The following is a 19,288-nucleotide window of genomic DNA, read 5'->3' as shown; positions in this document are numbered from 1 at the left end:
ATAACGGCGGTTCGGGACTATCTTAACCAGAGCATCAAAAGAAAGAAATGTCGTTTTCTGGCCAGTGCCTGGCGTAATTTGTGCAAGATCGCAGATTTTGACGAAAAAAACTGAACATCCCGCCAACTTAAACCGCAGTTAAACGAAAAAAATCCGGCGAGGTTTTACCGGGGTCCTGAGCCGCTAATTTGCCACTTATCTGTTTATTCCCGTCGTGCTTCGACCGAATAAAGAAGAATCTGCTGACAGACATCCGGAACCGTAATCGTTCTTTTTTTAAAGTTATGTAAATTCAATCAGAAAAACTGAATATGGCACGCATTTTTCCAGGTCTACTCTGAAAAAAAAGCCCGCGCTCAGCCGCAAAATGTTTCTGCACCATTGATTAATTAAATCGTATCGCCTGCAACACTCTTCCTGATTCCAGCTATGCCTGGCTGTTATTTTCTCGCAGCAACTTAACAGAAAGAGATTAAATTCGCGATAGTCAGATCCACTGCGGCTAAGACCCTTTTTTCTGCATGATGAAAATCTTCGATTAATTATCTGAGTGAATAATTTCATCGGTTATCAATAGCGCGTTGACCTGAATTTACAGAAGCGAGAATTAAACCTGCGCTGTGGTATAGATAGCCGACCTGATTCAGCCCTGAATCTGACAGACATTATTTGCCGGAGAGAAGTGTTATGCGTTCAGTTGTTTCATACGCGTTAATCGCCATTATTGGCGGCGTCGTTGGCGCGGCTGTCACACAGAGTGGCGATATTTACGACAAAGTGACACGTCATTTTGCAACCGAGCCACAGGAAGCGCCTGGATTCTGGAGTACCCCGGCGATTGAAGGTTACGGCAAAATTCATTACGAGCCTGATGCTGCGTTTAAACCGGTGGCGGGCCTGAGCAACAAAATCGTTTTCCAGATTACCCGCAGCGACGGCGCGATGACCGCACCGAATCTGGGACTGGAGCGTGTGGCGCGCGTGGTGAATTTGTATATCGCCTCTGGCGTGCCGGCCGACCAGCTGAAGTTTGTGGTTTCGGTCACCGGTGACGCAACGCCTGCCATGCTGGATAACGCCCATTTCAAACAGTTTTATGGCATCGAAAATCCAAACCTGAAGCTGATTGATGAGCTGAATCAGGCGGGAGTGAAAGTCTCGGTCTGCGATCAGTCCGTGGCATTCCATCACTATCCGAATAACTGGATTGATAAATCTGTCATCCATGCGCTTTCCAGTCCAACCACGGTATCAACCCTGCAAAACCAGGGGTACGCGTGGCTGGCAATGTAATTGATGTTTTAAACGACCGGGAGAAGAGTGAATGCGTCCAGCAGCGTTAGTAGTGATGGCAGCCGTAGCAGGATTTATCGGAGGCAATGTTTTACAGTTGCCGGAATTATTCGATAAGGTCAGCGGAAAAATGGCAGATAATAAATCTGAGCCCGCTGATTTCTGGAGTACGCCTGCGATTGAAGGCTACGGCAAAATACATTATGTCGATACGCCGGCATTTAAACCCGGCACCACTGCGGGTCTGAGTAATAAAATTGTTTTCCAGATTAACCACAATGACGGCGATATTCGTAAGCCGAATCTGGGCCTGGAGCGTGTTGCACGTGTCACCAACCTCTATTATGCGGCGGGTGTGCCACTCGACCAGCTAAAATTTGTGGTGTCGATCAACGGCGACGCGGTGTCGTCAGCGCTGAATAATGATCAGTTCAGCAAAGCCTACGGCGTGGATAACCCGAACCTGAAGCTGATCAGCGAACTGAAAAAAGCGGGCGTTCAGGTCACTATCTGTGATCAGTCCGTGGCGTTTCATCAGCTTGATCGCAACTGGATCGATCCTATGGTCACCCACACTATCTCCAGCGGCACCACCGTTGCCACGCTGGAAAACAGCGGTTACGCCTTCCTGATGCTTTAATTCCCCGCAGCGGCGTCACTGCCGCTGTCACCTGCCGGTCATGTTACCGTGATGCGCCTGTCATATAACGCCGCTAGTTTACGTCGCAATGAGATCGATCTCATCGACGATAAACGAGGCAGTGATGACAGATTTAATCAGCGTAGCCCGACTGGCAGGGGTCTCCCGCGCAACCGCCGCGCGCGCCTTCTCTGACCCTCATCTGCTGAAACCGGGCACGCTGCAAAAGGTGCTTGCCGCCTCGGAACAGATCGGTTTTCGCCCGAATCATATTGCCCGTCAGCTCCGCACTCAACACTCCACCACGCTTGGCGTACTGCTGCCTTCACTGCTTAATCCGGTTTTTGCCCTGCAACTGCAGGCGATGGAGCAGCAGGCCCGTCAGGCTGGGTATGCGCTGCTGGTGGCAACCAGTGATTATCAGGCTGAGCGGGAAGCGGCCATTGTCGAACATATGCTGCACCAGCGTGTCGCCGGTCTGGTTCTGACGGTGGCAGACGCCGACCGCAGTGCGCTGCTGCCGACGCTGGCGGCAGCTAAGATGCCCTTCGTGCTGACCCACAACGTGCCGCAACAGCACGACTGGCCCGCGCTGTGCGTCGACAACCGTAAAGCGATGGCGGAAGCGACTGCCCATCTTATCACTCTCGGCCACCGCCACATCGTGATGGCTGCTGGACCTATGCAGCAATCTGACCGTGCGCGTCTGCGCTACCTTGGCTACTGCGAGGCGATGCAGCAGGCCGGTCTGACGCCGCGGGCGATGATTGAGATGCTCAGCCATATTCAGTCCGACTTCCGGCTGCTGCTGCCCCTGATGAATGCCCCTTCGCCGCTGACCGCCGTGATTTGCAGTAACGATCTGCTGGCTATCAGCCTGCTGGGGGCGGCTGCGCGTGCCGGTGTCAGCGTACCGAATCAATTGTCAGTCATCGGCTTCGACGGCATTGAGCTGGGTGAACAGCTTTCACCGTCACTGGCCAGCGTGGTGCAGCCGATTGCGCTGATGGGCACGCGCGCCATCGATCTGCTTCTGAATCCGGGCGGCAAAACCCACTTGCTGGCCCATCATTTACGGCTCGGGGAGAGTATCGCCCCGGCATTTCATGGTTCTATTTCAGGGAAACATCATGTCACTCAACCTTAATATCAGACAGGTCGCCAGCGCTGCGCTGCTGGCCGGATGCTCGCTTACCAGTTCGTGGGCGCAGGCGGCGGAAAATGCCATCTGCTATAACTGCCCGCCAGAGTGGGCCGACTGGGCCACGCAGCTTCAGGCGATTGAAAAAGCGACCGGCATCCATGTGCCGCAGGATAATAAAAACTCAGGTCAGGCACTGGCGCAGCTGGTGGCGGAGAAAAACAATCCGGTCGCCGACGTGGTCTATTACGGCGTCAGCTTTGGTATTCAGGCCGTCAGTGCCGACGTGGTCAGCGCTTATAAACCGGCTAACTGGGATGAGATTCCGGCAGGCATGAAAGATCCCAATGGCAAGTGGGTGGCGTTGCACTCCGGGACCATGGGCTTTATGGTTAATGTCGATGCGCTGGGTGACGCGCCGGTGCCGCGCTCCTGGGATGATCTGCTGAAGCCGGAATATAAAGGCATGGTGGGCTATCTCGATCCGGCCAGCGCCTTTGTAGGCTATGTCGCAGCGGTCGCGGTGAATCAGGCCAAAGGCGGCAGCCTGCATGACTTCACCCCGGCGATAAACTGGTTTAAGGCGCTGCAGCGCAATCAGCCAATTGTGCCTAAGCAGACCGCCTATGCGCGGCTGATTTCGGGCGAAATCCCGATTCTGATCGACTATGACTTCAACGCCTATCGCGCCCGCTACAAAGATCACGCCAACGTTGAGTTTGTGATCCCGAGCGAGGGAACAGTCACAGTACCGTACGTCATCAGCCTGGTGAAGAATGCGCCGCATCCGGCCAACGGTAAGAAAGTGATTGATTTCGTGCTGTCAGATGCCGGTCAGGCTATCTGGGCCAATGCCTGGCTGCGTCCGGTGCGGGCGGGAGCGATGTCACCCGAGGCGAAAAAATATTTCCTGCCTGACAGCGATTATGCGCGCGCCCACACGGTCGATTATCAGCAGATGGCCGATGCGCAAAAGGGCTTCTCCGCGCGTTATCTGAGTGAGATTCGCTGATGTCACTGTCAGAAATCAACCTGTCTGCCGCTGGCGGGCCGGTTCGCCAGCGGCTCCGGCCGCTGGGGGCGAACTGGCCGTGGATGCTGCTGCCTGCGCTGCTCTTCTTTGCGGCCTTCTGGCTACTGCCGTTTGCCCGCCTGTTGCAGATCGGCATGACGGAGGATCGTACCACGCACCACAGCGGCTACTGGACAGTTATCAGTCAGCCGCAGTATCTGCAAAGCCTGCTGAACACCGTGCTGCTCTCGGCGGCGGTCACGCTGGTGACGTTGCTGATTGCGGCGGTAGTCGGCTGCTTTCTGGCGCGGCAGCGCTTTACCGGGCGCGGCACGCTGCTGGCACTGCTGACCTTCCCGCTGGCTTTTCCGGGCGTGGTGGTGGGATTTCTGATGGTGATGCTGGCGGGGCGTCAGGGTGTGCTGGCGCAACTCAGCCTCAGCCTGTTTCATGAGCGCTGGGTTTTCGCCTATTCGCTCAGCGGCTTATTCATTGGCTATCTCTATTTTTCGCTGCCGCGCGCCATCGTGACATTGGTGGCGGCGAGCGAGAAGCTGGATCGATCGCTGGAGGAGGCGGCCCGTTCGCTGGGAGCCAGCCAGTGGCGCATCATCATCGACGTGATCATTCCGGGGCTGAAACCAGCGCTGCTCTCCTGTGGCGCGCTCTGTTTTGCCACCAGCATGGGCGCGTTTGGCACCGCCTTTACCCTTGGCACAGAGCTGGTCGTGCTGCCGCTGACTATTTACGGCGAGTTCACCAATTACGCCAACTTTGCCACCGCGGCGGCACTCTCGGTGGTGATGGGCGCGGTGGCCTGGCTGGCGCTGATGCTGGCTAATGGGTTTGCCCGTCGCAGGGAGCGTTCATCATGAAGCGCCGGGGTCTGTTCTTGCTGCAGGTGTCGATCACCAGCCTCACCGCGCTGTTTATGATCGTGCCGGTGGTGCTCTCAATGCTGGCGGGTGTCACGCAGAACTACTTCGCGGGCCTGCGCAGCGGGCTGACGCTGAAGTGGGTGGAGCAGGTATGGCAGATGTATGCCGACACCTTCTGGCTGTCGCTGCTGATCGCCCTGAGCTGTCTGGCGGTGACGGTCATCGTGGGTGTGCCCGCCGCCTGGGGCTTACTGAAGTCACCGTCACGCTGGGCCTCACGCATTGAGGAGTGCCTGATGCTGCCGGTTGCGTTGCCGGGCCTCGCAACCGCGCTGGGTATCATTCTGCTTTATGGTCAGTTCAGCGCACTGCGCGACAGCTGGCTCTTCATCCTGATCGGCCATGTGCTTTTTACGCTGCCCTTTATGATCCGACCGGTGCTGTCGGTAATGCAGGCGATTGATCTGCCGCGGCTGGAAGAGGCCGCCGCGAGCCTGGGGGCGAGCTTCTGGCGTCGCTTCTTTACCGTGGTCGTCCCGAACTGTCGCAATGGCATTCTGGCGGGTGCGTTTATGGTGATTACGCTGTCGGTAGGGGAGTTCAACATCACCTGGATGCTGCACACGCCCCTGACCAAAACCCTGCCTGTCGGGCTGGCCGACAGCTACACCTCGATGCGGCTGGAAGTCGGATCCGCCTACACCCTGATTTTTATCATGATGATTTTACCGCTGCTGCTATTGCTCAACGCCTGTAATCACTGGCTGGAACGGCAATCAGGGCGGCAGCAGAGAGAGGAAACTCTATGAAAGAGGCCGTCAACGTGACGCTGCGCCACTGCTCGCGTCGCTTCAATCAGCAGGTCGCGCTGCATCCGCTCGATCTGCAGGTCCACGCCGGAGAAACGCTGGTGCTGCTGGGGCCATCCGGCTGCGGAAAAACCACACTGTTGCGTATCATCAGCGGTCTGGAAAGCAGCGATGCGCCAGGGGAAGTCTGGTTTGATCAGCGGAACGTTACCGCGCTGCCGATTGAGAAACGCAGCGTTGGCATGGTGTTCCAGAACTACGCGCTGTTCCCGACGCTCAACGTGGCGCAGAACGTCGCCTATGGCCTGAAGGTGCAGGGCGTGCCGCGAGCCGAACGTGAGGCGCGGGTGGCAGAAATGCTGGCGCTGGTGGATCTGACGCATCTGTCACATCGCGCGATAGATAAATTGTCCGGCGGGCAGAAGCAGCGGGTGGCACTGGCTCGCGCGCTGGCCGCCCGGCCTAAAGTGCTGCTGTTTGATGAGCCGCTGGCGGCGCTTGATGCCAGGCTGCGCGATCGACTGCGGCTGGAGATCGGCGCACTGCTCAAGCGGCTGGCGATCACTGCCGTTTACGTCACGCACGATCAGCAGGAGGCGATGGCGCTGGGCGATCGCATCGCGGTGATGGAGCAGGGCCGTCTGGTGCAGCTCGATACGCCGCAGGGCATCTATCAGCGCCCGGCCTCCCGTTTTGTGGCCGACTTTGTGGGTGCCATTAACTGCATTGTGCACGATCTCCATGGTCAGCCCCTGCGTTTTTGCCGCCCGGAAGATGTGCTGCTGGCCGACGATATGCGCTATCCCCAGCGCGGCGTGGTGGTGGGCAGCACCTTCCTCGGCGCTTCGCAGCGCTTATTGATCGATATTGGACTGGATAGCCCCATTCAGGTAGAGCGTCATGCACGCGAAATCTGGCAGGCCGGGCAGCGCATCAGCTGGTCGCTGACCAGTCAGGCCGCGCTGGAATTCAGTTGCTAAGGAGTCTGTTGTGTCTGTTCAACCTACGATGATTGCGCAAATCAGCGATCTGCATATCAAGGCCCATGGCCGCCTCTCTTACAAACAGGTCGATACCTATGCGGCATTACTGCAGGTTATCGATACCCTTAATGCGCTGCAGCCGCGGCCCGATGTGGTGGTGATTACCGGCGACCTGGTCGATTTTGGCCGACCTGAAGAGTACCAGACGCTGCGGGAAGCCCTGCAGCGCCTGCAGCTGCCGTTTTACCTGATGGCGGGCAATCATGACGATCGCGAGGCGCTGCGTGCCGCTTTCCCGGATCACGCCTATCTGCAGGCGGGGGCCACCCTGAACTGGCAGCTTCGCGTCGGCGACGTCAGGCTGCTGGCGCTGGACTCCAGCGTACCGCAACAGCCGTGGGGAGAGCTGGACGAACACCAGCTGCAATGGCTGGATCAGGCACTGAGCGCGGCTGCCGATCAGCCCACGCTGGTGATGCTGCATCATCCTCCTTTTGCCTGTGGCATTGCCCATATGGACCGGCAACGATTACGTCATCCGGAGGCCCTTGAGGCGATCATCGCCCGTCATCCGCAGGTTGAGCGGGTGCTCTGCGGTCATCTGCATCGCAGTCTGCAGGCCCGCTTTGCCGGCACGCTGGCCTGTGTTGCGCCAGGCGTGTCGCATCAGGTGGCGCTGGATCTGCATCCCGACGGGCCGGCTCACTTTATTCTGGAGCCGCCCGGCTTTTTGCTGCATAGCTGGCAACCCGGGCAGGGAATGGTCTCGCATCAGTGTGCGATTGGCCGCTTTTCGGGACCCTGGCCTTTTTACGATAGTCAGGGATTAATCGATTAGTGCCAGTCAAATCTGGATTCTCAGGCGTGAAATTTGTCTTAATGCTGCTCAAAAATGCCGACACCGTGTAGACTTAAGCCCGGATATCAGGGCTTCTGGCACACATTAAAAAAATAATCAGGCATTGACGACATGACATTTATCTCCGCGGCGGCGACGCCATGTTAAAGCTCTTTCGGCCCAAGGCCGATTTGCGCAATCTGATCGCCCTGCTGGTGATTGTCAGCATTGTTATCACGCTCGCGAATACGCTTTACGCCACCTGGCGGGTTCAGCGCCAGGTGCTGATTGACACCACGCTTGAGGCCAATCGCGCCTACGCCGCCAAACTGGCCTCAACCAGTGAGATTTTCTTTCAGCTGGCGCAGTCACAGCTGCACTACAGCGCTAATCAGCTCAGCCGCGACTTTAATAATGAGGCTCTGCTGGAAAGCGAAGTCAGCCGCCTGCGCGAGCAGACCAGCAGTTTCAACTCAGTGGCGATAGTGGATGCGCAGGGCGTGATCAAGGCGATTTCGCCTGAGTCGCTGACCCTGAAAGGCATGCACCTGACCAGCGACGCCTCACGGGAAGCGCTGACCCTGCGGCAGCCGAGCATCAGTAAACCCACGCTCTCTGCCGCCAACAATCTGCTGGTGTTTATCTCCTGGCCCGTCTGGAGTGCCGATGGCGACTACCTGGGCTACATCGGCGGCACCATCTATCTGAAGAAAAAAAGCATTCTGAATGCGCTGCTGGGTGAGCAATTTTACCGGGATGGCACCACGGTCTATGTGCTCGACAGCAATAATGAGGTGTTGTATCACCAGAACCGGCAGCTGGTGGGTAAAACGCTGCCGGCCATCGTCAGTCCGCGTGACGAGCAGACCAATGGCTCGCTGATGCTTGCCGGTCCGGGTGAGTCAGCTCAACTGGCGGGCTTTGCGATCGTGCCGACTACCGGCTGGACGGTGGTGGCTCTGAAGCCGATTAACGTCACGCTGGATCCGCTGTCGGGCCTGTTAATGAAAGTCCTGAAAAATTCGGTGCCGTTCGCGCTGCTGACTCTGCTGGTGGCCGTGGTGCTGGCGCGGCTGATCGCCCGGCCACTCTTCCAGCTGGCCCGCAAAGCCAGCCGGATGGATGCGCAGGGGGTATCAAAAGAGATTGGTGGTATCACCGCCTGGTATTTTGAGGCGGCTCAGGTCAAACGTGCACTGCTCACCGGTATTGGTCTGGTGCAGGACAAAATTGGCCGTCTTAGCTCGGAAGCGCAGACCGATCCACTGACCCAGTTGCTGAATCGCCGTGGTCTGAATGCGGTGCTGGAGTATTACCGCACCCTGCGCCAGCCTTTCTCGGTGCTGGCTCTGGATATCGACCACTTTAAAAACGTCAACGACAGCTGGGGTCATGATGTCGGTGACCGGGTGATTCAGCAGGTGGCGAGCACGCTGCGTGCCAGCGCCCGTCAGTCTGATGTGGTATGTCGCAACGGTGGAGAGGAATTTCTGATGCTGCTGCCGGGCATGGCCCTGGATGAGGCACAGATCATCGCAGAGCGCGTACGGCTGGGTATTGCCGAAGCCTGGCTCACGGATGTAGGACGAATTACCTTGTCTATTGGCGTTGCAGCATGGAACGGCACCCAGGATGCCGGGCTGGAAACGAGTCTGAAACAGGCGGATGCAGCGCTCTACGCGGCGAAAAATGCCGGGCGAAACTGCGTGATCGTCGCCACAGCTTAATCGCACGACTTAATCGCACAAAGAGCAGATGTTTTTTACGGCAGGCAAGCGTGAAGGGAAAGAAGATAAGCAGGGCGCGGCGGTCGGGCTACCGCGCCCCTCAACATCAGGCTGACTTAACGTAATCCAGCACCATGTCGTGGTGATTCGAGGTCTTAAAGTTATCAAACACTTTCTCAATCCTGCCCTCAGCATCGATCAGGAAGCTGATGCGATGAATACCGTCATAGGTTTTCCCCATAAAGGTTTTTTCACCCCAGACGCCAAACGCCTGGCAGACTTCATGATTTTCATCTGACAGCAGCGTGAAGTTCAGCAGCTCTTTTTCGACAAACTTTGACAGTTTTTCCGGTTTGTCGGTGCTGATGCCCAGGACTTCCACGCCCGCTTTTTTCAACTCATCCATGTTGTCACGCAGACCGCACGCCTGCACGGTGCAGCCTGGCGTCATCGCTTTCGGGTAGAAGTACACCAGAACGCGCTGTCCCTGGAAGTCGGTCAGATTCACGTGTTCGCCGTCCTGGTCGGGCAGGCTAAATGCAGGTGCAGTATCTCCGGCTTTCAGTGGATTCATCACATCTCTCCATTTTCTTATTCAGGCTGTGGGTAATACACCATCTGGCCCGAAACGACCAGAGGGAATATGACCATCAGGGGGTATTTCACCACATAGCCGATCACGCGTCAGGCATGTGGAGAAATAACTCCGGTTTATTAACTAAAGCTTAGCGTACCGCGCTGACCGATTCGCTGTTGTCAGCGTCAGACACACTGTAGAGACGCAGTGTTCCCTGGGCATTCAGCTCCTGACACAGGTTATTAAAAGCCTGCTCAAAAGTGGTGCCACTGGTTCGTGTCGGACTGTGGGCGGTCATTTGAATATAGAGCGTTGGTGGCAAATCGTGTTGCGCGGGTGTGATGCGCGACACCAGTTCGGCCACGTTCATCTGATGCTTATCAATAAGATCGGTAAAGCGTTCAATAATATGCGGCGAGTCGGCCACTTCAACCTGAATGAACGCGGTATCGGGCATCGGCGGACGAACCCCGGCGTTGGTGCGCTTCATGACGATCAGCAGCTCCAGCTCTGCGCCTTTCAGCGGCAGCGTCGATTCAATCAGCGTAATCGCGTTCCAGCTGCCTGACAGCAGCATGATAAAGGTGAATTCATCCCCAAGCATGGCAAGACGGCTATCTTCAATATTGCAACCGCAGCTGCTGACGTGTCGGGTAATCGTATTGACGATACCCGGACGGTCAACACCGAGCGCGGTGATCACCAGATGATGGGGCTGAGATTGCGGCAAAATGGCTTTTCCTCTGCTTTCGCTAATAACCATAAGGTAAACATAAAAAAAACTGCTGACAAGCGCGGGAATGGCGTGGCTTGCTTGCTTTTCCCTAAGTGTAAAACGTACCATGAAGCACTTGTTTGTCGAGGGGATCGCCAATGTTTACGGGAAGTATTGTTGCACTCGTTACGCCAATGGATGACAGCGGTAATGTCTGCCGGTCGAGTCTGAAAAAACTGATTGATTATCACGTCGCCAGCGGCACCGCGGCGATCGTTTCCGTCGGCACCACAGGCGAATCTGCAACCCTGAGCCATGAAGAACATGGTGATGTGGTGATGCTGACCCTGGAACTGGCCGATGGCCGGATTCCGGTGATTGCCGGAACCGGTGCCAATGCCACCGCTGAAGGCATCTCTCTGACGAAGCGTTTTGAAAATTCCGGCGTGGTGGGCTGTCTGACTGTGACGCCATACTATAACCGCCCCACGCAGGAAGGGCTGTTCCAGCACTTTAAAGCGATTGCGAATAGCACTAGCCTGCCGCAGATGCTGTATAACGTTCCCTCGCGTACCGGCTGTGACATGCTGCCGGAAACCGTTGCCCGCCTGGCCGAAATTAAAAATATTATCGGAATCAAAGAGGCAACCGGGAACTTATCGCGTGTTAGTCAGATCCAAGAGCTGGTTAATGAAGACTTTATTCTGGTGAGTGGCGATGACGCGACTGCGCTGGACTTTATGCAACTGGGCGGCAAAGGCGTCATTTCGGTGACCGCCAATGTGGCTGCACGTGAAATGGTCGAGCTGTGTCAACTCGCACAGCAGGGCAATTTCGTTGAGGCACGCCGCCTGAATCAGCGTCTGATGCACCTGCACCAGACGCTTTTCTGTGAACCCAATCCTATCCCGGTGAAATGGGCTGCGAAACAGCTAGGATTAATCGCTAACGACACGCTGCGTCTGCCAATGACGCCACTGACTGCAGCCGGCCAGCCGAAAGTGGAGCAGGCGCTGGTGAAAGCGGGTTTGCGATAATTTAGGGAGTTTGAATGAATTACTCAGTAAAGCGGTCAACAGTAGCCACAGTAGTCGGGCTTTCTACTCTGATGCTGTTGTCGGCCTGTTCAAGCGATCAGCGTTATAAGCGCCAGGTCAGCGGTGACGAATCTTATCTTGAAGCCAGCCAGTTAAGTGAACTGAAAGCGCCAGCCGGAATGATCCTGCCGGTTCAGCGTGGTGACTATGATGTGCCGCGCACCAGCAGCCAGGCACCCACCGGTAAGCAGCTCGACATTCGTCCGCCAGCCCAGCCGCTGGCGCTGATGAACGGGACGCGCGCGCAGTTCAGCAATAATACCGGTGCGCTGATGATTGATAACAGCCGCGGTTCAGTCTGGTCACGGGTCGTTAACGTCGTTGAGTCAAACAAATTCCCGATTGCTTCACGTAACGATGCCGGTCAGCAGCTGACGACCGACTGGGTGCAGTGGAACCGTGCTGATGAAGATCAGCAGTATCGTGGCCGCTATCAGATCAGCGTGCAGTCGCAGAGCTATCAGCAGCAGCTTACCGTGCGTCTGCTGGAGCTGCAGCAGGATGGTAAAACCATTACGTCACCTGTGCAGATCCAGCGTTACACCGCGCAGATGCTGAATGAAATCAGCACCGGTCTGGACAAAATTGATACCGCCAGTGAAAACGCGGCATCAGGCCGGGTAAGTGGCGCTATTGATGTGCAGAGCGGCGCAGATGACACCGGTCTGCCAATGCTGATCCTGCGTACGCCATACAACGTGGCATGGCAGCGTCTGCCAGATGCGATGAAACGCGTCGGGATGGAAGTGACCGATACCACCCGCTCAACCGGCAGCATGAAGGTGACCTACAAGTCACCGGGCAGCAGCGACTGGGATTCAGTCGGTGCAAAAGATCCGGAATTACCAAACGGTGATTACAAAGTGCAGGTCGGCGATCTCGACAACCGTACCAGTCTGCAATTCATTGACCCGAAAGGGCATGTGCTGACTCAGTCGCAGAACGATGCGCTGGTGGCCGTGTTCCAGGCGGCGCTGAACAAATAAAGTTGCCTCAGGCCGGAGATTCTCCGGCCTTTTTATTTTGTTTTTGGCATAATAGCGCGCGGCGAAGTAAACGATTGCGTCAAGGCAATCGCCGCAGCGGCACTGGTCGCTGAACACCCGTTATTTCAAGTCTGGAGTGAACAAGATGCAAAAGCGAGCTGAGTTGTATCGCGGTAAAGCGAAAACCGTATACAGCACCGATAACCCGGATCTGCTGATACTCGAATTCCGCAACGATACGTCAGCAGGTGATGGCGCCCGAATCGAGCAGTTTGATCGCAAGGGAATGGTTAACAACAAGTTTAACTACTTCATCATGACCAAATTGCAGGAAGCAGGTATCCCGACCCAGATGGAAGCGCTGCTGTCCGATACCGAAGCGCTGGTGAAGAAGCTGGAGATGGTGCCGGTCGAGTGCGTGGTGCGTAACCGTGCTGCAGGCTCGCTGGTAAAGCGTCTGGGCGTGGAAGAGGGCATTGTGCTCAATCCGCCGCTGTTTGATCTTTTCCTGAAAGATGATGCAAAGCACGACCCGATGGTCAACGAATCCTACTGCGAAACCTTTGGCTGGGTCAGCAAACAGAACCTGGCGCGGATGCAGGAGCTGACCTTTAAAGCCAACGACGTGCTGAGCAAACTGTTCGACGATGCGGGCCTGATTCTGGTCGACTTCAAACTGGAATTTGGTCTGTTTAACGGCGAAGTGACGCTGGGCGATGAGTTTTCACCAGACGGTGCGCGCCTGTGGGACAAAGAGACGCTGGATAAAATGGACAAAGACCGTTTCCGTCAGAGCCTGGGCGGCGTGGTTGAAGCCTATGAAGCGGTGGCACAGCGATTGGGCGTAAAACTCGACTGAGTTTGTCTTTAGCGCACAAAGAAAGCACAAAGAAAGAGGAGAGCCCCGGCTCTCCTCTTTTCATTTCAGGGTAAAGCTGGTGATTGCTCCGTCACGCAACTAAAATCATGCCATCTGAAAAAATGACTGAGGGAATACAGCATGCGCTGGCAAGGGCGTCGCGAAAGCGACAATGTAGAGGACCGTCGCGATCAATCGTCCGGTTTAGGTGGCGGAGGCCGCCAGATTCGTCTGCCGCGTGGCAAAGGCGGTATCGTGTTGCTGATCGTGGTGGCAGTCGCCGGTTATTACGGATATGACCTGACCGGACTGCTGACGGGGGGTGACGTCGCACCGACCAGCCAGCAGCAACAGCGCAGCGTCAGTGCCAATGATGACGAGGCCGCGAAATTCACGAAAGTGATTCTGGCCACCACGGAAGACACCTGGGGCAAGCTGTTCCAGCAGATGAACAAACAGTATGTGGCGCCGAAGCTGGTGATGTATCGCGGTGCAACCCGCACCGGCTGCGGAACCGGGCAGTCGGTGATGGGACCGTTCTACTGTCCTGCCGATCAGACTGTCTATATTGACCTCTCTTTCTATGACGAGATGAAAACTAAGCTGGGCGCAGGCGGTGACTTCGCTCAGGGCTACGTCGTCGCGCATGAAGTGGGCCATCATGTCCAGAAACTGCTGGGCATTGAGCCGAAAGTGCGTGAAATGCAGCAGGGTGCCAGCGAAAAGCAGGTGAATCAGCTCTCCGTCAAAATGGAACTGCAGGCGGACTGTTTTGCCGGTGTCTGGGGACACTACATGCAGAAGGAAAACATCCTTGAAGCAGGCGATCTGCAGGAAGCGCTGAATGCCGCTGAGGCGATTGGCGATGACCGTCTGCAGCAGAAAGGCCAGGGCCGCGTCGTGCCGGACAGCTTCACCCACGGCACCTCTGAGCAGCGCTACACCTGGTTTAAGCGCGGGTTTGATGGTGGCGATCCAGGACAGTGCAACACCTTCGCCAGCAACTGATGATCCCAACGCAGCTTATGCAACAGGCCGGTGTGCGTCGTCTGGCAGTCATCAGCGGCGACCCGGCCTGGTGCTTAGATCGGGCTGCGGCATGGCGTGAAGCATTGCCAGGCGACTGGCTGGCGCTGAGTCCGGCGCCGCTATTCTCTGACGAGTCAGCTTTGCACAGGCAGCCTGGCGCGGTTCGCACGCTGCTGGGACGCGAATTCCATCATGCGATATTCGACGCCCGCCAGGGCTTTCATGCGGAGGCTTTCGCGGCGCTGGCCGGTACGCTCACCGCCGGAAGCTGGCTGCTGCTGCTGGTCCCATCCTGGCAAGCGTGGTCGCAACAGCCTGACAGCGACAGCCTGCGCTGGGCAGATGTCGCTGAACCCATCGCAACACCTCATTTCGTTCACCACCTGCAACAGCTGATCCTGGCGGATGACCAGGTGCTGCTGGAGCGGCAGCATCAGCCCTGCTGTTTTCCGGCACAGCGTGACTGGCCGCAGTGGCACTGTCAGGCTCCGCAACAGCAGCAGGCGATACTCGATCAGCTGATGACGCTGTCTTCGGGTGTCGCTGTGCTGACCGCCGCCCGTGGACGGGGTAAATCGGCCCTGGCGGGTATGCTGGCCCGGCAGAACAGACATTGTCTGGTAACGGCACCGGCCAAAGCCTCAACAGAGGTGCTGGCCACCTTTGCCGGGGAGCACTTTCACTTTATGGCACCCGATGCGCTGCTGGCGCTGGAGACGCCGCCACCGGCGGACTGGCTGATTGTAGATGAAGCCGCGGCAATTCCGGCACCGCTGCTGCAGGCGCTGGTCAGCCGCTATCCCCGCGTATTGCTCACCACTACCGTACAGGGCTACGAAGGGAGTGGACGCGGCTTTATCCTTAAATTCTGCGCCGGGCTTGCAGATGCACACTATTTCACGCTGGATGAGCCGTTGCGCTGGTCACGTTTCGATCCGCTGGAGCAGTGGCTGAACCAGGCGCTGCTGTTTGACGATGCCACCGCCGCTGCGCCCGATACTCCGGCAACACCGCACCGTATTGAACGTCATGATTTCAGCGCGCTGGAAGCCGCTTATCGTCTGCTCACCAGCGCGCACTACCGCACGTCGCCGCTTGATCTGCGCCGCCTGCTGGATGCACCCGGTATGCAGCTGTGGCGGGCGGGAGATACAACCACTTTACAGGGTGCGCTCTGGCTGGTTGAGGAGGGCGGTCTTGAACCTGAGCTGGCGCAGGTGGTCTGGGCGGGCACCCGGCGACCGCGTGGCAATCTGGTTGCACAGTCGCTGGCAGCGCATGCCGGTCTGGCTGAAGCGGCAATCCTGCGCTCACAGCGCATCAGCCGGATTGCCGTGGCGGCGGAGAGCCGTCGTCGGGGAACCGGACAGCAGCTTGTTGCGGCGGCGGCTGATGCGGCTGCCGATCACGACTACCTCTCTGTCAGCTTCGGCTACACTGAATCACTCTGGGCGTTCTGGCGCGCCTGCGGTTTTACCCTGGTAAGAATTGGCAGTCAGCGCGAAGCCAGCAGCGGCTGCTATGCAGCGATGGCGATATTGCCCTGTTCTGCTGCGGGTGAGGCACTGACGCGCCGGGCGGCAGAGCAGCTGGCGCGTGACTGGCCGCGGTTGCGGCAGCATATCGCGCTGGACCTGCAGTTTGATCAGACCACAGATGACGGATTGAACGCTCAGGATAGCCATCTGGCCGTCGGTTTTGCCTGGGCGCAGCGGCCACTGGAGGCGAGTCTGCCAGTGTTGCAGCGTCTGGCAGAGGCCAGTGCCGTCTCCGTACCGCTGCTGGCCGCCGCCGTTGCTGCACCTGATACGCTAAGCGACCTGGCCCGGCAGACCGGCTTAAGCGGCCGCAAGGCGTTGATAGCTAAGCTGCGTCAGCAGGCGGCTTCAGCCCTCGAAAGCCTGGGCGTTACTGCGGACGCGCTGCACCGTCCGTTGAAATAATTCGACCATCTGCCTCAAATTATCCTCATATCATTTTGTGCCAGGCGGCGTAGAGTGAACACAGGAGGTCAACATGACACTGAAATATGTAATCGTTCAACAGCCTGCTACCACCGCACAGCTGTTTCTGCTCTACCATGGCGTTGGCGATAACCCGGATTCTATGGGTGAGATTGGCAACTGGTTTGCGAAAACCTTTCCCGACGCGCTGGTGGTCTCCGTTGGCTCACCCGGCGCGGTTCGTCAGTGGTTCGGCGAAACCGACCTGCACGATCAGACTATCCAGCAGCGGGTAAATGCGGCAATGCCGCAGTTTTTTGAGTCGGTGCGTCACTGGCAGAAAAAGAGTGGCGTGCGGCCCGAAGCGACAGCCTTAGTCGGCTTTTCGCAGGGCGGCAGTATGGTGCTGGAAGGCGTCAAAGCGCATCCGGATCTGGCGGGGCGCGCAGTGGTCTTTAATGGCCGGTTTGTTACCCTGCCAGAGAAAGCGAGCACGCGTACTACGATTCACCTGATCCACGGTGATTATGATGAGCAGATCCCGCTGTACCATGCGCAGCAGGCGGAGCAGCGGCTGACCGCCTGCGGTGGCGACGTCACGCTGGATATCGTTGACGATTTGGCGCACGCCATCGATCACCGCAGCATGGAACTGGCGCTGAATCATCTGCGCTATACGGTGCCAAAACGCTATTTTGATGAGGCGTTAAGCGGCGCAAAACCGGGTGATGATGACGTTATCGCAATGATGTAAAAAAGCCCCTGCATAGCAGGGGCTTTTTCGTTTACTTCTTCTTCGGCCAGTTGTCGTCGTCATCCCACTTATCGTTGAAATCACGATGCGGCGGCAGGTCAGGTTTGTTATCCATAAATTTTTTGTGATCGATGCGTTTCAGATCTTTATAAACGTTCATCAGCACGCCAACCATCAGCAGGATCACCAGGATCCACCAGTAATCTTTAATAAATTCCATTTGATGCTCCTTAACATCGCCGTCAGGCGATCAGTTGTTCCATGATGCGCTGGTACATCCGGCTCAGCATCTGCAGGTCGGAGGCTTTCACACACTCATTGATTTTGTGAATGGTGGCATTCACCGGCCCCAGCTCCACCACCTGCGCCCCCATCCGGGCGATAAACCGGCCATCGGAGGTGCCGCCTGTAGTCAGCAGCTGCGGCTTAATTTCATTATAGTGCGCCACAGCTTTCACGACGGCATCCACCAGCTTACCGCGCGAGGTCAGGAAGGGCTGACCCGAGAGTTTCCACTCGATGGTGTAACGCAACTGGTGACGATCCAGCAACTCTGCGACCCGCTGGCGGATCATCTCATCGGTGAGTTCGGTGCTGAAGCGGAAGTTAAACTGCACAAACAGCTCGCCGGGGATCACATTGTTGCTGCCGGTGCCCGCCTGGACATTCGCAATCTGCATGCTGGTGGCCGGAAAGAACTCATTCCCCTGATCCCACTCCGTCGCGACCAGCTCAGTCAGCGCAGGCATCGCCCGGTGAACCGGATTATCCGCCAGATGCGGATAGGCGACGTGGCCCTGCACACCGTGCACCGTCAGATTGGCGGTAATTGAGCCGCGTCGGCCATTCTTCACCACGTCACCGACGACTTCCGTGCTGGACGGCTCGCCGACCAGGCAATAGTCAAGCCTTTCACGGCGCGCCATCAGCCGTTCAACCACTTTAACCGTGCCGTTGGTCCCGCTGGCCTCTTCATCCGAGGTAATCATGAAGGCGAGGCGGCCCCGGTGATTGGGACGCACCGCCACAAAACGTTCGGCGGCCACCACCATGGCTGCCAGTGACCCTTTCATGTCAGCCGCACCACGGCCAAACAGCATGCCATCGCGGATCGTCGGTTCAAAGGGCGGGTTAATCCAGCGGCTGGCATCGCCAGGCGGCACCACATCGGTGTGACCGGCAAACGCCAGCGTTTCACCTTCGCCACGGGTGGCCCAGAAATTCAGTGTGTCGTCGATGTTCATCGTTTCAATCTTAAAGCCAATGGCTTCAAGACGGGCGATCAGCAGAGCCTGACATCCGGCATCATCGGGGCTGAGAGAGGGGCGACGAATAAGCTGCTGCGTCAGCTCAATGACCGGGCAAAACATATTATGACTTCTCCTGAATAGCATTCTGATAGGTGGCTTCGCTGAAACCGGCGAGCAGGGAGCCATCCGGAGCACGCAACAGCGGACGCTTAATCATGGCGGGATGCGCCAGCATCAACGCTTTGGCGCTGCTGGCATCGTTAACCGCTTCACGATCGGCTTCGGGCAGTTTACGCCAGGTCGTGCCGCGTGTGTTAAGCAGGGCTTCATAGCCCAGCGCATCGATAAATTCCTGCAGCAGGGCATCGCTCAGGCCATCGGCACGGTAGTCGTGAAAGTGATAATCAACGCCTGCATCTGTCAAAAAGCGCCGGGCTTTTTTTATGGTGTCGCAATTTTTAATCCCGAACATCACCCACTGCGTGCTCATTACCCGATCCTTATTATCCTGTGAAAAGAGAAAGCTGAAAAAAGCAGCCAAAGCGCGAGTTTAGCATAGTGTGATCGGTTGCGGCATCCGCGCTGGCGCGGGAATCAGTCTGGATATCATGCGCGCCGTGTCGTTATTTCGTTGCGGGTAACCGCTATCAATTTCGCAGGCAATTATTACCCTGCTTATCGCTGCGTGCTTAAGAATTTCGCCATGTTGATAAAATAGTCTACCGCTGGGCTTAAAATAAATTATCTTCAATCAGGT

General features: G+C 56.9%; 20 protein-coding genes. 15 read left to right on the top strand and 5 right to left on the bottom strand.

Features of this window, described 5'->3' with window-relative positions; genetic code table 11:
- The first annotated feature begins 687 nt into the window (after window positions 1-687).
- From FA92_RS12990 to FA92_RS12950, 9 genes are all read left to right on the top strand, one after another.
- Window positions 688-1,293, top strand: coding sequence for a DsrE family protein (locus tag FA92_RS12990; protein WP_033783862.1), 606 nt, complete (start codon window positions 688-690; stop codon window positions 1,291-1,293).
- Between the two features lie 31 nt (window positions 1,294-1,324).
- Window positions 1,325-1,933: a DsrE family protein gene (locus tag FA92_RS12985; protein ID WP_033733500.1), complete on the top strand. Its 609-nt coding sequence runs from the start codon at window positions 1,325-1,327 to the stop codon at window positions 1,931-1,933.
- Window positions 1,934-2,057: 124 nt separating this feature from the next.
- Entirely contained in the window at window positions 2,058-3,080 is a 1,023-nt protein-coding gene (locus FA92_RS12980) for a substrate-binding domain-containing protein (protein WP_033783861.1), read from the top strand.
- A complete protein-coding gene (locus FA92_RS12975; protein ID WP_033783860.1) occupies window positions 3,064-4,086 on the top strand; it encodes an ABC transporter substrate-binding protein in 1,023 nt (340 codons plus the stop codon). Before FA92_RS12980 ends, FA92_RS12975 begins: the two co-directional genes overlap by 17 nt.
- Window positions 4,086-4,961, top strand: a complete 876-nt coding sequence (locus FA92_RS12970; RefSeq protein ID WP_033783859.1) for an ABC transporter permease — start codon at window positions 4,086-4,088, stop codon at window positions 4,959-4,961. The genes FA92_RS12975 and FA92_RS12970 overlap by 1 nt, the downstream gene beginning before the upstream one ends.
- Window positions 4,958-5,773 carry an ABC transporter permease gene (locus tag FA92_RS12965; protein WP_033783858.1) on the top strand — a complete coding sequence of 272 codons (816 nt, stop codon included), beginning with the start codon at window positions 4,958-4,960 and terminating at the stop codon, window positions 5,771-5,773. Before FA92_RS12970 ends, FA92_RS12965 begins: the two co-directional genes overlap by 4 nt.
- Complete coding sequence (locus tag FA92_RS12960; RefSeq protein ID WP_033783857.1) at window positions 5,770-6,753, top strand: ABC transporter ATP-binding protein; 984 nt, start codon at window positions 5,770-5,772, stop codon at window positions 6,751-6,753. Before FA92_RS12965 ends, FA92_RS12960 begins: the two co-directional genes overlap by 4 nt.
- A gap of 10 nt (window positions 6,754-6,763) precedes the next feature.
- Window positions 6,764-7,594, top strand: coding sequence for a phosphodiesterase (locus FA92_RS12955; protein ID WP_033783856.1), 831 nt, complete (start codon window positions 6,764-6,766; stop codon window positions 7,592-7,594).
- A 161-nt stretch (window positions 7,595-7,755) separates the two neighbouring features.
- Window positions 7,756-9,321 (top strand): sensor domain-containing diguanylate cyclase, encoded by a 1,566-nt coding sequence (locus FA92_RS12950; RefSeq protein ID WP_033783855.1) that lies wholly within the window; start codon window positions 7,756-7,758, stop codon window positions 9,319-9,321.
- Between the two features lie 106 nt (window positions 9,322-9,427).
- On the opposite strand, the gene bcp is transcribed toward FA92_RS12950, so the two are convergent.
- Together bcp and FA92_RS12940 are read right to left on the bottom strand one after the other, a co-directional pair.
- Entirely contained in the window at window positions 9,428-9,895 is a 468-nt protein-coding gene (gene bcp / locus FA92_RS12945) for a thioredoxin-dependent thiol peroxidase (RefSeq protein WP_010260016.1), read from the bottom strand.
- A gap of 151 nt (window positions 9,896-10,046) precedes the next feature.
- Window positions 10,047-10,628: a glycine cleavage system transcriptional repressor gene (locus FA92_RS12940; protein ID WP_033783854.1), complete on the bottom strand. Its 582-nt coding sequence runs from the start codon at window positions 10,626-10,628 to the stop codon at window positions 10,047-10,049.
- Between the two features lie 143 nt (window positions 10,629-10,771).
- Here FA92_RS12940 and dapA point away from each other — a divergent pair, with 143 nt between their 5' ends.
- From dapA to ypfH, 6 genes are all read left to right on the top strand, one after another.
- Entirely contained in the window at window positions 10,772-11,650 is an 879-nt protein-coding gene (gene dapA, locus FA92_RS12935) for a 4-hydroxy-tetrahydrodipicolinate synthase (RefSeq protein WP_010260008.1), read from the top strand.
- Window positions 11,651-11,664: 14 nt separating this feature from the next.
- Window positions 11,665-12,696, top strand: coding sequence for an outer membrane protein assembly factor BamC (bamC, locus tag FA92_RS12930; protein ID WP_013358687.1), 1,032 nt, complete (start codon window positions 11,665-11,667; stop codon window positions 12,694-12,696).
- Between the two features lie 145 nt (window positions 12,697-12,841).
- Window positions 12,842-13,555: a phosphoribosylaminoimidazolesuccinocarboxamide synthase gene (gene purC / locus FA92_RS12925; RefSeq protein ID WP_033783853.1), complete on the top strand. Its 714-nt coding sequence runs from the start codon at window positions 12,842-12,844 to the stop codon at window positions 13,553-13,555.
- Between the two features lie 141 nt (window positions 13,556-13,696).
- Window positions 13,697-14,563, top strand: a complete 867-nt coding sequence (locus FA92_RS12920) for a neutral zinc metallopeptidase (protein ID WP_033733490.1) — start codon at window positions 13,697-13,699, stop codon at window positions 14,561-14,563.
- A complete protein-coding gene (locus FA92_RS12915; RefSeq protein ID WP_033783851.1) occupies window positions 14,563-16,527 on the top strand; it encodes a GNAT family N-acetyltransferase in 1,965 nt (654 codons plus the stop codon). The genes FA92_RS12920 and FA92_RS12915 overlap by 1 nt, the downstream gene beginning before the upstream one ends.
- Window positions 16,528-16,600: 73 nt before the next feature.
- Entirely contained in the window at window positions 16,601-17,281 is a 681-nt protein-coding gene (gene ypfH / locus FA92_RS12910) for an esterase (RefSeq protein WP_033783849.1), read from the top strand.
- A gap of 31 nt (window positions 17,282-17,312) precedes the next feature.
- Here ypfH and FA92_RS12905 read toward each other — a convergent pair whose 3' ends face one another.
- The 3 genes from FA92_RS12905 to FA92_RS12895 are packed head-to-tail and all read right to left on the bottom strand — an operon-like array spanning window position 17,313 to window position 19,021.
- A complete protein-coding gene (locus FA92_RS12905) occupies window positions 17,313-17,501 on the bottom strand; it encodes a YpfN family protein (protein ID WP_003848800.1) in 189 nt (62 codons plus the stop codon).
- Window positions 17,502-17,523: 22 nt separating this feature from the next.
- On the bottom strand, window positions 17,524-18,651 hold the full coding sequence (gene dapE, locus FA92_RS12900; protein ID WP_013358682.1) for a succinyl-diaminopimelate desuccinylase: 1,128 nt from the start codon (window positions 18,649-18,651) through the stop codon (window positions 17,524-17,526).
- Window position 18,652: 1 nt separating this feature from the next.
- The gene (locus FA92_RS12895; RefSeq protein WP_033733485.1) at window positions 18,653-19,021 is read right to left on the bottom strand and encodes an ArsC family reductase; all 369 of its coding nucleotides are present in this window, start codon (window positions 19,019-19,021) and stop codon (window positions 18,653-18,655) included.
- Between the last annotated feature and the right edge of the window lie 267 nt (window positions 19,022-19,288).

This window comes from Pantoea sp. 9140 (assembly GCF_000745295.1).
Classification (GTDB): domain Bacteria; phylum Pseudomonadota; class Gammaproteobacteria; order Enterobacterales; family Enterobacteriaceae; genus Pantoea; species Pantoea vagans.
This window is presented reverse-complemented; position numbering and strand designations above follow the sequence as displayed.